Below are 14,525 nucleotides of genomic sequence, written 5' to 3'. Positions count from 1 at the left end.
CTCAAGAATACTTGGTTAACGACAAGAGCTGCTTACTTGATGATAGCTGAAGGGATAAACATATCCTTCACGCGTTTTAGTGAAGAATAGTCACCAAACATAGGTTTGCTATCTAAGTGTCTTCTCAGCATATCCGCCGCAACAGTTTTGATAATGGTACGTGCATCTTCACGATTGTATTGGCGATAGAACTCTAGCACTTGTCCCCACTCACCCGCTTCGCTCGATAGCGCAATGCTGAATGTATTACCTTCTAACTTGCCCGTCACCAAGGCCAATTCCGTGCCGCACTTTTCTCTGGTTGCACCCGCTAAGGCAAAAGTCGCCGCTAGTGGGTCGCTCTTTTCGAGTTCACTCTCTTTTGGCTCAGCCATTACCCATGAGTGACCGAAGCAATCTTCCACCTGTTCATTCGATTGTAGCCAAGCCGAAAGCGCACCTTTGGTCGACACTTCAGATACAGACAAGGTCTTCTTTCTCTCTGCCATGATGTGGCCAATATGATCAATCATCGGCTCATCAACGCTGACTACGTTGCTCTCTAACAGCTTGTACACCATTTGTAGCAGTTTAACGCGCGTTTCTAAGCCAGACTTAGGCCCAAACAGTTTCACCTCAATGAACGGCAGATAAGAGCGATAGCCTAACTCATAACCTTCAGGCAGCTTTAATTGGTCTAATACATCCGAGATACCCGACTCAGATAAACCAAACGTAAACAAGCGACTGCATTCTGAGGCAACCACTTGAGGATACGTGCGTGACAAATCGGGGAGGATTTCAAAGGTCACCATGCGTTTGAATTCGCTCGGCACACCCGGCGTGAAGTAGAAAGTTGCATCGTTGATCTTCAGCTTGAAGCCACAGGCAGTACCGACAGGGTTATCGACAATCTCAGAACTTGCTGGCAGCAAGGCTTGCTTAAGGTTGCTGTCAGGCATCGGCATACCACGTCCTGAGAACATCTCTTCCATACGAGCGAGCCATTCAGGGAACATGACTAACTTTTGCTCGGAAGCAGCGGCAGCGGCGGCTGCACTCATATCATCGGTTGTCGGCCCTAAACCACCATTGACGATAACCACATCATAGTTAAAGCTCAGCATCAGCAGTTCTTCAACCAGAGCACTCATTTGGTCACCCACAGTGGAACGTTTCGCAAGAGCAAAACCGTGCTGATAAAACTCACCAGACATCCAAGCTGCGTTTGTGTCTACAATGTCTCCGTGAAGAACTTCTTCACCTGTGCTTAACATTGCGATTTTCGTCATATTTCTATCCCTTGTGGTCATAAAAAGACACTGCATTATTCATAAACTGGTCTATGGTTGAATTTGAGACATTTCAGCTTTTCACAAATATTAATAATGTTAAATCTAAGGTTTTCTTAGGAAAAGCGACAAATTATTAGTTCCCTAAATCAGGCGTTTAATAGATAATTGTGACTCTGATCAATTCTTAACTTCCCATGGAGACCCTTGTGGCCAAATCACCGTTACTAGCAAAGGTTACTGCTGCATTTTCAATGCTAATGTCAGTTAACTCGGTTGCAAGCCAATACGACTTCGACCAGCCAATCAACCTTTCTTATTCGGATGAATGTGCTCAAGATTACTGTGTTAATGATAGCTTGTACACCTACAAGCCTAATACCAATTACGCACTGAGCGAATCAAGTGACGAGTACGACTTCTCAATCCAACAACCAAAACACATGTTGGTGAGCCAAGAGAAGGATTGGGACTACCTAATGGGCCAAACCTACACCATTTTGGGCTTAAGTGTCGCTACAGTAGGTTTAATGACTCTACTGCCTGAAAGTATCACTAAGTGGGATGATGACCAACGTGACATCAGTTCATTAGGTAAAAAGTGGAAAGATAACGTGTCTGATGGCCCTGTATGGGACCGCGATGAGCACTTCCTAAACTACGTGATGCACCCATATTTTGGTGGTGTTTACTACACCGCAGCTCGACACGCAGGTTACGATGAGTTTGAGTCTTTCTTATACTCTTGGACTATGTCGACGTTCTTCTGGGAATACGGCGTAGAAGCGTTTGCTGAAGTACCATCATGGCAAGATCTGTTCATCACTCCATTCTTCGGTGCGGTTGTTGGTGAAATGATGCTAGAAGCAGAGCAAGACATCATTGCTTCAGGCGGCGAAGTGATGGGCTCTCAAACCATGGGTGATGTGTCTCTCTTTTTCCTAAACCCTGTTGGACACATCCACTACTGGGTAAGTGATGCCTGGGGCGGTGACGCAGAAGTTAATCTGAATACTAACCCTTGGTGGGATAACCAAGACGCAGCTCGATTCGCATACGATGCTGGCGCACCATACGATTCTCAGTTTGTTGGTATGAACTTTAAAGTAACCTTCTAATACAGCGACCTGATTACTTTCGTAAAAACAAAACTCTTCTAAAAAGCGGCTCTCTAGCCGCTTTTTTTTGTGCCCTACTCTTCATTCTCTTTTTTTGCATCACAGCTTAGTTTCAAAAATTGACACAGGTCAAACATTGTTCGATGTAACCTTCTACACTGAAATTAAAGAACTTTATCGCGTGATATCAAACATTTAATTAGCAACGATTTATTGAGACTTTGGGGGCTGATATGAACAGTACATTTATCGTAAACTTTATCGGAAAAGCATCACCAGCAACAATCAAACAACTTGCTGCGGTTACTCACGAAAACGACGGAAAATGGCTCATCAGTAAAGTGAATTTTATTGAAGACCAAGTCGCAGGCGTACTCAAGGTTCAACTTCCAGCCATCAACGAATCGATTGTTAAAGAAGCCTTCAGCGCTAATCCTGATCTCATCGTGCAGTTTGTTGATTCAGACCATTCACACAATGTGCAAGACACAATCCACCACCTAAGACTCGACTCAAACGACCGAGCAGGTATCGTTAATGAAGTAACGCATGTACTGGATAGACAAGGTATCAGTATTCTCGATATGGACTGTCACCGAGTATTTATCGCAGGTGGCGGTGGTGTAAGCTCAAGCCTATTTACTTCAAAGATCGCCGTTAAGCTGCCAATCGAAGTTCAAATCGATGACGTGGTCAACGAGCTAGAAACCCTCAGTGAAGATACTCGTGTGATGATTGAGGGTTAGTTGTTAGCACTTAACAACACAAACTAAGCGTTATCTAAAAACAAAAAAGAGCAGCTCATCGGCTGCTCTTTTTATTGTTCTAATACAATATTCAGTTACTTAACCGACCATTGTGACAATGAACGTTTAAAGTCTTCATAGCCAAATTCATTCAGCTTTTGAACGTCGCCATTGCTGCGCTCGCAGTAGATTGATGGCATCTTCAAACCATTGAACCAGTTCAGTTTCACCATGGTGTAACCCGCACTGTCCAACAGGTGAAGTTTTTGACCAATCTTCAACGGCTCATCAAAGCTTGTTTCACAGAACTGATCGCCCGCCAAACATGAACACGAACCAATCACGTAGTCATGACTGCCGTTTTCAGAGGCTTCTAATACCGATGCTGGTTCATTGTAGATAAGCGTATCAAGACGGTGTGCTTCAGTTGCTGAATCGACAATCGCCGTTTTCTTCACGTTCTCAACAATATCCACCACTGTCACAACCAAATCAGTTGTTTTAGTGATAATGGCTTCGCCCGGCTCAAGGTACATCTGCACGCCATGCTTTTCAGAGAAGGCTTTTAGCGCAAGGCCAAGTTTCTCTATGTCATAGCCAGGCCATGTGAAGAACACACCGCCGCCCATGCTCACCCAATCCAACTTATCTAGGTGCTCGCCAAACTGTTCTGAGATTGAATCAAGCAAACCAATAAAGGCATCGACGTCCTTGTTCTCACAGTTCATGTGGAACATCACGCCATTAATTTCATCAAAGATTTCAGGTTTGATGTGGTCAGCTTGAACACCTAAGCGAGAAAATTGACGCGCAGGGTTTGCTAAGTCTTGTCCTGCGTAGCTTACGCCCGGATTTAGACGTAAACCCAGCGACGCTTTACCTTCAACAATATGACGGTACGCTTCGAATTGGCTTTGCGAGTTGAAGATCATCTTGTCACAAATATCCGCGACTTCTTTCACGTCATCTTCGCTGTAACCCACACTGTAAGCGTGCGTTTCGCCACCAAAGGTTTCGTGACCAAGTTTCACTTCGTATGGGCCAGAGCTTGTCGTGCCATCGAGGTAAGGCTTGATGATGTCAAACACACCCCATGTCGAGAAACACTTCAGTGCCAATACCAGCTTCACACCTGAAATCTCTTTCAGTTGCTTGGCTTTCTCTAAGTTCGCAACCAACTTGTCTTCGTTGATCATGAAATACGGCGTTTTTAGTTCGTTGTTTTGCATGTTAATACCTTGCGGCCCTCGAGTTCACGAAGGCACATGATAATCGAACAAAGCCGACGCTAATGCATCGGCTCGATATAAGTAAGTACATTAGAAGTCTTTAAGTGTATTAGAGATTCCCTATTACACTCGTCCCTCGCTTTAGGGAATGACGATTTCTGCATTACCGATTAGATGAAGTAATTATCGCCTTCATCAAATACCTGAGAAAATAATCACCTTTCGTCATCCTCTAACGGAGTAAATACACTCTCCGTCATCCCCAAGAGGGAAGAATGAGCGAGTTGGGGATCTCCCAAAGCCGCCTATCGTTCAATAGAATCGACAGCAACTGGGATTCCCTATTACGCTCGTCCCTCTCTGTAGGCAATGACGATGCTCTTAGTCATCTCATGGAAGAAGTAACCATCACATTCGTCATTTCCCCAGTAATTCAAAGCGAGGTAAGAACCTAACTATGTATTACTTCAATTTGTGGATCAAAGGTAAACCAGCTGTCGGCTCTAGCTCTTGAACGTGCCAATCTAGACCGATTTCTGGCATCGTTGCTAGGAACGGGTCTGGGTTTAGCTGTTCCATGTTGAACACACCTTTATCAGCCCATTCGCCACGGAAGAACTGAAGTGCCGCCGTGATTGCTGGAACACCTGTTGTGTAAGAGATCGCTTGGTGCTCTACGTCTTCGTAAGCCACTTCGTGGTCTGCGTTATTGTAGATGAACACGCTGCGCTCTTTACCATCTTTCTTACCTTGGACCCAAGTACCGATACACGTTAAACCTGTGTAACCCGGAGCCAAAGATGTTGGGTCTGGCAGCAGTGCTTTAAGAACGTGTAGAGGTTGAACAACAGTGCCGTCATGCAGTGTTAGCGGATCTGGGCTAAGAAGACCGATATCACGCATGCAGTTGAAGTAGTTCAGGTAAGCATCACCAAAGCCCATCCAGAATTCGATACGCTTCGCTGGGATGAACTCCTTCATTGAACGAACTTCATCGTGCGCCATTGAGTAAACTTTGTGAGAACCACAGTTAGGGAAATCAAACTCAAGCATACGAGAGTGACAAGGTACTTGTTTCCACTCTTCATTTTCCCAGTAGAAAGAATCACCTTGGATCTCAAGCATGTTCGTTTCTGGGTCGAAGTTAGTCGCAAACTTCTTACCGTGGTCGCCTGCGTTTACGTCCATTACGTCGATCGTATCGATCTCATCGAATAAGTGCTTAACCGCGTGCGCTGCAAATACTGAAACCACACCTGGATCGAAACCCGCACCAAGAATACCTGTGATGCCCGCTTCAGCAAACTTCTCACGGTAGCCCCACTGCCAATCGTAAGCTTGTGGTACTTGTTGGCCTTCAGAACATAGGTCAACCGCTACCGATGTATCTAAGTAAGATACTTTTGCTTGGTAACACGCTTCCATGATCGCCATGTTTACCCAAGGAGGACCAGCATTGATGACTAGGTCTGGTTTCACTTCGTTAATCAGAGCAACAAGTGCATCAACATCGTCAGCGTTTACTGCGCGAGCTTCTAGTTTTTTAGTTGAATCTTTAAGGTTGTTTTTACCTTTGATTGATTCGATGATTTTTTCACACTTCGCGATTGTGCGAGAAGCGATTGTGATATCACCCAGTACTTCGTTATTTTGTGCTGCTTTATGTGCAACAACCCAACCAACGCCGCCTGCACCAATTTGTAGAATAGCCATAGTATTAATTACCCTTGTTGTTCTGCTAGCTCAATGGCTAGAGTTTGAATTTTGTTAATTAGAGATTTGAAATCTGAAGTCTTTAGGCACGGATTCAAGATAGTGAATTTAAGCGCGCTCTTACCATCCACGACCGTTTCACCCAATACCGCAACACCACGAGTCAGCGCTTCTAGTCTTAGCGCTTGATTCAGTTTGTCTAAATCTAGCTGACCGTTTGCTGACGGCTTAGATCGGAACAGCACTGTTGATAGTGAAGGCTCCGCGAGTAGCTCTAAGTCCGCTTGGTTTTGAATCAGGTCTGCTACTTCTAGCGTTTGCTCAAGAAGATGGTCGTACATATCGCCCAACTGTTTTGGACCGACACTTTGCATCGTCATGAAGACTTTCAATGCATCAAAACGCTTGGTGGTCGCGATAGACTTATCGACTAAGTTTGGCAGTTCATCGTGTTCGCGATTTAGGTAGTCTGCGTGATGCAGTAAGTACTTAAAGTTCGCTTTGTCTTTCAACAACACCGCGCCGCAGCTGATTGTTTGGTAGAAAAGCTTATGGAAATCGACACTCACAGAGTCCGCTTTTTCGATACCTTGTAAGCGAGCCTTGTGGCTACTCAAGATAAGCGCGCCACCGTAAGCACTGTCGACATGGAACCAAAGGCCTTGTTGGTTTGCGATGTCTGCAATTGCATCAAGGTCGTCGATAGCACCGTGATCCGTCGTACCTGCCGTACCCACTACAGCAAAAGGAATCAGGCCTTGAGCTTTAAGTGCTTTGACTTCTGCATCTAATAAATCAGGCTTGATGGTGCCGTTTGCGTTTGTTTCAACACAACACACCGCGCTCTCGCCTAAGCCAAGTAGTGACGCAGATTTTTGAACAGTGAAGTGAGATTTGTTTGAACACAAGATGCGCAGCTTGCTCGCGTAATCTGGCAAACCCAACTTTTGGATTGAGTGACCATCGTGCTTATCCGCCACCCAGTCTCTTGCGAGCAATAAGCCCATTAGATTACTTTGCGTACCACCACTAGTGAAAACACCATCCGCTTGCTCACCAAGTTGGTACTTGTCACACATCCAATCGACCACGCGCTGTTCAACGTAAGTTGCAGCCGATGCTTGGTCCCATGAATCCATTGATTGATTCAGAGCCGCGATAATCGATTCCGCAGCGACCGATGCCATAAGAGGAGGAGTATGAAGATGTGCAATACAGTCAGGGTGTTGCACGAAGATGGAGTTAGCAGCGACAAGGTCTGCAGTGCTGTCCACAACGTCAACCAAAGCGTTTTGGTTGTTGTCTAGGTCGACAGCCTTGATTGCAGCCTCTAGCACTTTTGGTTCTAGACCTGAGTATGGAGTTTCAACCTGCTCAAAAACAGCTTTCATTGCTTGAGTGGTTTGGTTCATGACGTTTGCGAATTCGTCGCTTCCGCCTAGACCAGTGTGAATGAAGTGTTTGTTCCACTCTTGGTTTGCTTGCTCACTTGAAGCTTGATCTTCTTGAGCACCTCCGCCCGCAGCAATGATGGCTTCTTCCATCACGCGCAGTGCAAAGTCTATCTGCCCGAAAGAGATGATCATCGGTGGCAGGAATCGAATCACAGAGCCATCACGACCGCCCTTCTCGACCATCAAGCCGCGCTCTAATGCTGCGCGTTGAATCGCTAGGGTGAGTTCGCCGTCTGATTTTGGCTCACCAAATTTGTTAAGCTCGCCATTTGGTTGCTTGATCTCAGCGCCAAGCATTAGACCTTTACCACGAACTTCAGCAATACAGTTCACGCGAGATTGAATCTTCTCTAATCCATGACGCAGATATTGACCTGCAATGCTCGCGTGTTCAACTAAACCGTCTCGCTCGATGATTTCTAACGCTTTCGCTCCAGACACCATCGCTAGTTGGTTACCACGGAAAGTACCCGTGTGCTCACCCGCTTTCCATGTATCGATGCTCTTATCGAATACCAGCAGCGACATAGGCAGTCCGCCACCAATCGCTTTAGACAGACATAAGATATCAGGGTTAACGCCTGACTCTTCAAACGCAAATCGATGACCTGTTTTGCCAACACCACACTGGATTTCATCAAAAATCAGTAGGATACCGTGTTCATCACAGATGCGACGTAGACCTTGTAGCCAAGACGCAGGAGCTGGAATCACACCGCCCTCACCTTGCACAGGCTCAACGATCATCGCAGCCGGTTTCATGATGCCAGATTCGTCGTCATTCAACATACGTTCGATGTAACGAATGCTTGCGTTAGCACCCGCTTCACCACCAATGCCAAACGGGCAGCGCAGGTTGTATGGGAAAGGCATAAAGTGCACATCAGACATCAAGCCGCTACGACGCTCTTTAGTGCCAAGGTTACCCATCATGCCCATGGTGCCGTTAGTCATGCCGTGGTAAGCACCACGGAAAGCAAACATGGTGTTACGACCTGTGGTTTGCTTAGCAAGCTTGATTGCCGCTTCAACGGCATCAGCGCCTGATGGGCCACAGAATTGAAGAACCGAGTTATCTGAAAAGTCTTGAGGAAGAAAAGCTTTAACTCGCTTGATAAACGTCTCTTTTGCTTGAGTCGTAATATCCAAAGTTTGGTATGGCAGACCGGAATCAAGTTGGTCTTTAAGTGCTTGGTTAATCTCTGGGTGGTTATAACCCAAAGAAAGTGTGCCCGCACCGGCTAAGCAATCTAAAAATAGTTGTCCACGAGTATCTTCAACCAAGGCACCGCATGCTCGCTTAATAGCAATAGGGAGGCGTCTTGGGTAAGAACGTACATCCGACTCATGCTGTTCTTGCTCAAGCAAAATAGCGTCAGGTGTAAGGTCGTAAGTTCCCTCTACGATAGGAACCATAGTTGAAAATGAATTTGCGATAGTATTGATATCGACTTCAAAGGCGGTAGTCATAAAAGTCCCCTTGAATGTGTTCATACTCACCTCCATCAGACGCAATTACACACCGACCCTCTGTTGATTTATAGAGAGTTCATGGTGAAGCACGCGTATTGTCTAGAAATGAGATATAGCTGTACGCTCGCATAAGTCAAATGACGAATACGAAATTAGGCCGTCTTAAGACAGCGAAAAATTGTTAGCGAAAGCTCAAGGTTCAGTAATGCTACTGTTTTGAAGAATTGGACATTTTTGCAGGATCGGGCAGCTATGAGGAGCTGGTCCCTTTGGAAATGCAGAGCTGATTAGCAATGTTGTAGTTAGTGTGTTCAATGTTGGGTTTCCCATTAACATGGCGAACTGCGCCATAAGTATCCCGTCTATCAGCTAAAGGACTAGCCAATACCTACCCTACGTAATGTCCCAATCAGCAAGAATGGTCATCACGCGTATCCCCCAGAAGCAATCACGGCTCTTTTTGAGCATCGGTCATTCCGAGATTGCGCGGGAAAGTAACATAAAGTGAAACGAACTATCAATAGTTTTTAATGATGGCTTAATAAATAACGGAAGTGACGGAAAGATCGTTGAAAATATCATCAATGCTGACTTTCATGACAGAGATCCCCGGTTCGCTCGTCCCTCGCGCCCGAGGATGACGGTGTGGGTATAAACGTTATTAGAAAGGCTTTAAAGCTAGGTGCTTTCGCCATTCATTAGAGTCGAAGGCGACCTCATAGAGAATCTCACACTGAAACCAACACAGTTCACCACACGGAAAGGGAATAAAAAGTTAATCACCTACATGCATTTACATCATTCCCTAGTACGAAGAAACAAGTACATAGGAAACCTCTTTGAGCCGGTTTTTGTACAGTTACACTCAAACAACGACTTGATTATCAGCCTCCGATAAATAGACCCCGGTTCGCTTGTTCCTCGCGCCCGAGAATGACGACGTGGCGTTATAAACGTTGTTAGAGAGGCTTTGAGGCTTTGTACCTTTCGTCATTCCCTAGAACGAGGGACGAGTTCATTGGGAATCTCGCTTTTAAAAGCTGAGTGATATAAACGAATTTGATAGCGTAGGATTTGAGATAGAAATGAAGTTTAAGTGCGGGTTCGAAAAAATGAATACAGATATGGAAACGCCAAACGCCAGAAACCAAAAAGCCCGAACATTTCTGTTCGGGCTTTTTAATTTGGAGCGATACATCGGGTTCGAACCGATGACCTCAACCTTGGCAAGGTTGCGCTCTACCAACTGAGCTAGTATCGCATTTGCTTTATCGAGATAAAGACTTTAATAGATGGTGCCCCGGGCCGGACTTGAACCGGCACAACGCGAACGTCGAGGGATTTTAAATCCCTTGTGTCTACCAATTCCACCACCAGGGCACGCAATTCTTTATTGCGATGCCGATTACTGAAAAGTAAAACACCATCTTAATGCTGACGCCAATCAACATTACAAAATTTGGAGCGATACATCGGGTTCGAACCGATGACCTCAACCTTGGCAAGGTTGCGCTCTACCAACTGAGCTAGTATCGCATTTTCATTCATCAGCTTTCTAAAATGAAAGAGAGAATGGAGGCGCCTCCCGGAGTCGAACCGAGGTCCACGGATTTGCAATCCGCTGCATAGCCACTCTGCCAAGGCGCCTTNGGCAAGGTTGCGCTCTACCAACTGAGCTAGTATCGCATTTTCATTCATCAGCTTTCTAAAATGAAAGAGAGAATGGAGGCGCCTCCCGGAGTCGAACCGAGGTCCACGGATTTGCAATCCGCTGCATAGCCACTCTGCCAAGGCGCCTTAGTAACTCCAATCGAATCGCTCATTGCCATCCTCTTGGGTACGGGATGCATTCTACGGATTCAGACGATTGAGTCAATATTATTTTTGTATTTTTAATTCGTTTGAATAGATTTCATACGAAACAGGCCAAATAGCTGACTTTATGTGCAAAAGACACTGTGAGCAGGTTATTCAAAGGAGATCTATATCACATTAGATATCGAGTATTGATAACTTAGCCTTAGATTAAAGATCAAAAAAGCGAGCCTCAGCTCGCTTCTTCATCAATGGTGTTTTTCGTCTAACAAATCGTCTTTGGCGGCCATCAAGTATTGCGCCATTGACCAGTAAGTAAGAACGGTTGCGACATACAGTGCAATGTAACCTACCCACACCATCCAGTCGTCGTATCTCCAGATAAGTACCCAAAGAGCGAACATCTGAGAAACCGTTTTGACTTTACCGACCCAAGATACCGCAACGCTTGCGCGTTTACCGATTTCGGCCATCCATTCACGAAGCGCTGAAATAATAATTTCACGAGCTATCATGGTCACCGCTGGGATAGTTATCCAAATCGAGTGATAGTGTTCAGTAATCAGAATAAGAGCCGTAGCCACCAACACTTTATCGGCCACTGGGTCAATAAATGCGCCGAAGCGAGATGTTTGCCCTAGCTTACGAGCAAGCATGCCATCTAGCCAGTCAGTAAAACCTGCTACCCAAAACACCATCGCAGCAGCAAAAGGAGCCCATTGATAAGGTAGGTAAAAAACAACAACGAATACTGGGATCAAAAATAGTCTCAGTAAGGACAAAATGTTAGGTATATTCAAACGCATATTATTGGGCTCTTATTAATTGCGCTTTAATGGTGCGGGATTTTTACTATTGTTTCAATGCTTGATAAATGTTTTCTGCCAAAGAATGACTAATGCCCGGCACTTTGGCTATTTCTTCGACAGTTGCACGCTTAAGTTCTTGTAAGCCACCCATATATTTCAGCAAAGCTTGACGACGCTTAGGCCCCACCCCTTCAATTCCTTCCAAAGCACTGGTTCTGCGCGTTTTACCGCGTTTCGCTCGGTGTCCTGCAATCGCATGATTATGGCTTTCATCTCGAATGTGTTGAATAAGGTGCAGCGCTGGTGCATCACTGGGCAAATTAAACTCTTCACCTTCAAGGGTCACTAGAGTCTCTAAACCAGGTTTACGGGTTACACCTTTTGCAATACCCATCATTCTCGGTCTAAACGGCCAGTCTCCCCAATATTGAGAAATAATCTCATGAGCACGGTTAAGCTGACCTTTGCCACCATCGATGAAGATGATGTCTGGGATCTTGTCTACATCAAGCTGCTTCGAATAACGTCTCTCAAGCGCCTGAGCCATTGCCGCGTAATCATCACCACCGGTAATGCCCGTGATGTTGTAACGGCGGTATTCCGGCTTAACAGGACCTTCTTGATTGAACACCACACAAGACGCAATCGTGCTTTCACCCATGGTATGACTGATATCGAAACATTCCATGCGTTTAATCGCATCCATCGACAACACTTCTTGTAGCTCTTTGAAGCGCTGATTAATCGTCATCTTGTGGTTAATCTTGGTCGTAATCGCCGTTAACGCATTGGTGTTCGACAATTTAAGGTAACGACCACGAGTACCAGAAGGATTAGTGTTGAAATGGATCTTACGACCTGCAACTTCACACAAAGCTTCTTGAATCGGTGTGACGTCTTCCATTAAATCGGCGTTCAAAATCAAACGGGTTGGAATGGTTCTCGCTTCATTATGCGCTAAGTAATACTGGCTTAAAAAGCTCGAAAAGACCTCTTCGCGTACCGTATTGTTTGGAATCTTAGGAAAGTGGCTTCGGCTACCTAAGACTTTGCCTTGGCGAATCATCAAGATATGAATGCACGCCACGCCATTCTCTTGAGCAAAGCCCAACACGTCCATATCTTCCATCGAGTCGTCAGATACATACTGTTGTTCTTGCACACGTCGAATCGCTTGGATTTGATCGCGGAAAGCAGCGGCTTGTTCAAAGCGAAGCTCTCGGCTGGCCGTGTCCATCTTCTCGATGAGCGTCTCTAGTACCAGTTTATCTTTCCCTTGCAGGAATAGACGAACATAGTCGATAAGCTCACTGTACTCTTCATCAGAGATAATCGAGCTGACACATGGCGCAGCACAACGACCAATTTGATACATCAAGCATGGGCGGGTTCGGTTGGCATAAACCGTGTCTTCACACTGACGAGCAGGAAAGATTTTTTGGATTAGGTGTAGCGTCTCACGCACAGCGCCGGAGTCAGGATAAGGACCAAAGTATTCACCCTTTTTCTTTTTAGCACCACGGTGCATCGACAAACGAGGATGCTTGTGACCGCTAATGAAAATATAAGGGTACGACTTATCATCACGCAGAAGTACGTTGTATTTAGGTAGATACTGCTTGATGTAGTTGTGCTCAAGAATAAGAGCTTCGGTTTCCGTGTGCGTTACAGTCACATCAATCTTGTCAATATTGCTGACGAGAGCGCGTGTTTTTTCACTGTCGACTTTTTTACGGAAATAACTGGAAAGGCGTTTTTTGAGGTTCTTAGCTTTACCGACGTAAATAACGACAGCCTCGGCGTTATACATTCGATAAACGCCGGGCTGTTCTGTTACTGTCTTGAGGAATGAGACTGAGTCAAACAAGTTGGTCACTATACGATCTCAGTGTTAAAGGGTCTCAGTGTCTAACATTCCATGTCTAATCGCTAAGTGCGTCAGCTCTACATCGCCACTGATATCCAGCTTGCTGAACAAACGGTAGCGGTAACTGTTGACTGTCTTAGGACTTAGATTGAGTTGTTCTGAAATATCCGTCACTTTCTGACCTTTGGTAATCATCATCATGATTTGAAGTTCACGTTCAGATAAGTCTGCGAATGGATTTTCAGACGCAGGCGAGAATTGGCTCAATGCCATCTGCTGCGCAATTTCTGGTGAAATGTATCGTTGGCCACTGTTAACCACTCGAATTGCATTTACCATTTCATCCGGACCTGCACCTTTAGTAAGGTAACCTGCAGCTCCAGCTTGCATCACTTTAGTTGGAAACGGATTTTCCGTATGAACAGTTAAAACGATGATTTTAATATCAGGGTTGAAACGCAAGATTTTCTTGGTTGCTTCTAAGCCACCAATACCAGGCATATTCATATCCATCAAAATAACGTCAGTATTGTTAGTACGACACCATTTTGCAGCATCTTCACCGCTTTCAGCTTCCCCTGCTACGTTCATTCCACGGACGTCTTCAATAATACGTCGTATCCCTGTGCGAACCAGCTCGTGATCATCTACAAGGAAAACATTTATCAAACTTGTATCTCCACACTATTAATTGGCTCTGCAACCACTGTGTCGTTTCATCTGTTTGAAACAATTGAACAAAGGAACAGTGGATCGCAGCATTGAGTACATCTTAACTTAATTAGTAAAAAAAAGCTCTGTTGAATATGTGCTGAAACACGAACTTTAGCAAGTACTTATTTATAAATAAGCCAGCTAAAACAACAAGCTTTTGGTAAAAATCAACTAGTTAAAACAACACCCAATAAAATTACACAAGATAAAGATATTTTCAATACCATTGAATAACCATTCGTGACAATTTCACTTTTTTGCTTATATCGTCCCGTTATTCAACGCTATTAACGATAAATTAATGACTATTTGTCTA

General features: G+C 45.0%; 9 protein-coding genes and 5 tRNA genes. 2 read left to right on the top strand and 12 right to left on the bottom strand.

Annotation, left to right across the window (positions count from 1 at the left end; translation table 11 throughout):
• Window positions 1-32: 32 nt before the first annotated feature.
• Window positions 33-1,271 carry a CinA family nicotinamide mononucleotide deamidase-related protein gene (locus L1D37_RS03490; RefSeq protein WP_017632073.1) on the bottom strand — a complete coding sequence of 413 codons (1,239 nt, stop codon included), beginning with the start codon at window positions 1,269-1,271 and terminating at the stop codon, window positions 33-35.
• Window positions 1,272-1,480: 209 nt separating this feature from the next.
• Here L1D37_RS03490 and L1D37_RS03485 point away from each other — a divergent pair, with 209 nt between their 5' ends.
• Window positions 1,481-2,389, top strand: a complete 909-nt coding sequence (locus L1D37_RS03485; RefSeq protein WP_017632074.1) for a DUF3943 domain-containing protein — start codon at window positions 1,481-1,483, stop codon at window positions 2,387-2,389.
• Window positions 2,390-2,622: 233 nt separating this feature from the next.
• Window positions 2,623-3,135, top strand: coding sequence for an ACT domain-containing protein (locus tag L1D37_RS03480; RefSeq protein ID WP_017632075.1), 513 nt, complete (start codon window positions 2,623-2,625; stop codon window positions 3,133-3,135).
• Window positions 3,136-3,230: 95 nt separating this feature from the next.
• Here L1D37_RS03480 and nspC read toward each other — a convergent pair whose 3' ends face one another.
• The 11 genes from nspC to uvrY form a co-directional block, all read right to left on the bottom strand.
• Window positions 3,231-4,364, bottom strand: a complete 1,134-nt coding sequence (nspC, locus tag L1D37_RS03475; protein WP_239846894.1) for a carboxynorspermidine decarboxylase — start codon at window positions 4,362-4,364, stop codon at window positions 3,231-3,233.
• Between the two features lie 462 nt (window positions 4,365-4,826).
• Window positions 4,827-6,077, bottom strand: coding sequence for a carboxynorspermidine synthase (locus L1D37_RS03470; RefSeq protein WP_239846893.1), 1,251 nt, complete (start codon window positions 6,075-6,077; stop codon window positions 4,827-4,829).
• An 8-nt stretch (window positions 6,078-6,085) separates the two neighbouring features.
• Window positions 6,086-9,025, bottom strand: a complete 2,940-nt coding sequence (locus L1D37_RS03465) for a pyridoxal phosphate-dependent class III aminotransferase (RefSeq protein WP_239846892.1) — start codon at window positions 9,023-9,025, stop codon at window positions 6,086-6,088.
• A gap of 1,164 nt (window positions 9,026-10,189) precedes the next feature.
• Window positions 10,190-10,265, bottom strand: a tRNA-Gly gene (locus L1D37_RS03460).
• A gap of 32 nt (window positions 10,266-10,297) precedes the next feature.
• Window positions 10,298-10,384 (bottom strand) — tRNA-Leu (locus L1D37_RS03455).
• An 80-nt stretch (window positions 10,385-10,464) separates the two neighbouring features.
• Window positions 10,465-10,540, bottom strand: a tRNA-Gly gene (locus L1D37_RS03450).
• Window positions 10,541-10,577: 37 nt separating this feature from the next.
• Window positions 10,578-10,651 (bottom strand) — tRNA-Cys (locus L1D37_RS03445).
• A gap of 76 nt (window positions 10,652-10,727) precedes the next feature.
• Window positions 10,728-10,801, bottom strand: a tRNA-Cys gene (locus L1D37_RS03440).
• A gap of 266 nt (window positions 10,802-11,067) precedes the next feature.
• Window positions 11,068-11,625 carry a CDP-diacylglycerol--glycerol-3-phosphate 3-phosphatidyltransferase gene (gene pgsA / locus L1D37_RS03435; protein WP_017061490.1) on the bottom strand — a complete coding sequence of 186 codons (558 nt, stop codon included), beginning with the start codon at window positions 11,623-11,625 and terminating at the stop codon, window positions 11,068-11,070.
• 46 nt (window positions 11,626-11,671) lie between these two features.
• Window positions 11,672-13,504 carry an excinuclease ABC subunit UvrC gene (gene uvrC, locus L1D37_RS03430; protein ID WP_102432892.1) on the bottom strand — a complete coding sequence of 611 codons (1,833 nt, stop codon included), beginning with the start codon at window positions 13,502-13,504 and terminating at the stop codon, window positions 11,672-11,674.
• Between the two features lie 15 nt (window positions 13,505-13,519).
• On the bottom strand, window positions 13,520-14,164 hold the full coding sequence (uvrY, locus tag L1D37_RS03425) for a UvrY/SirA/GacA family response regulator transcription factor (protein ID WP_026084475.1): 645 nt from the start codon (window positions 14,162-14,164) through the stop codon (window positions 13,520-13,522).
• Window positions 14,165-14,525: the final 361 nt, after the last annotated feature.

The sequence above is a fragment of the Vibrio sp. Isolate33 genome (assembly GCF_022397895.1).
Classification (GTDB): Bacteria; Pseudomonadota; Gammaproteobacteria; order Enterobacterales; family Vibrionaceae; genus Vibrio; species Vibrio pomeroyi.
Note: the sequence above shows the minus strand (reverse complement) of the source record. Positions and strands in the feature narration are given on the sequence as shown.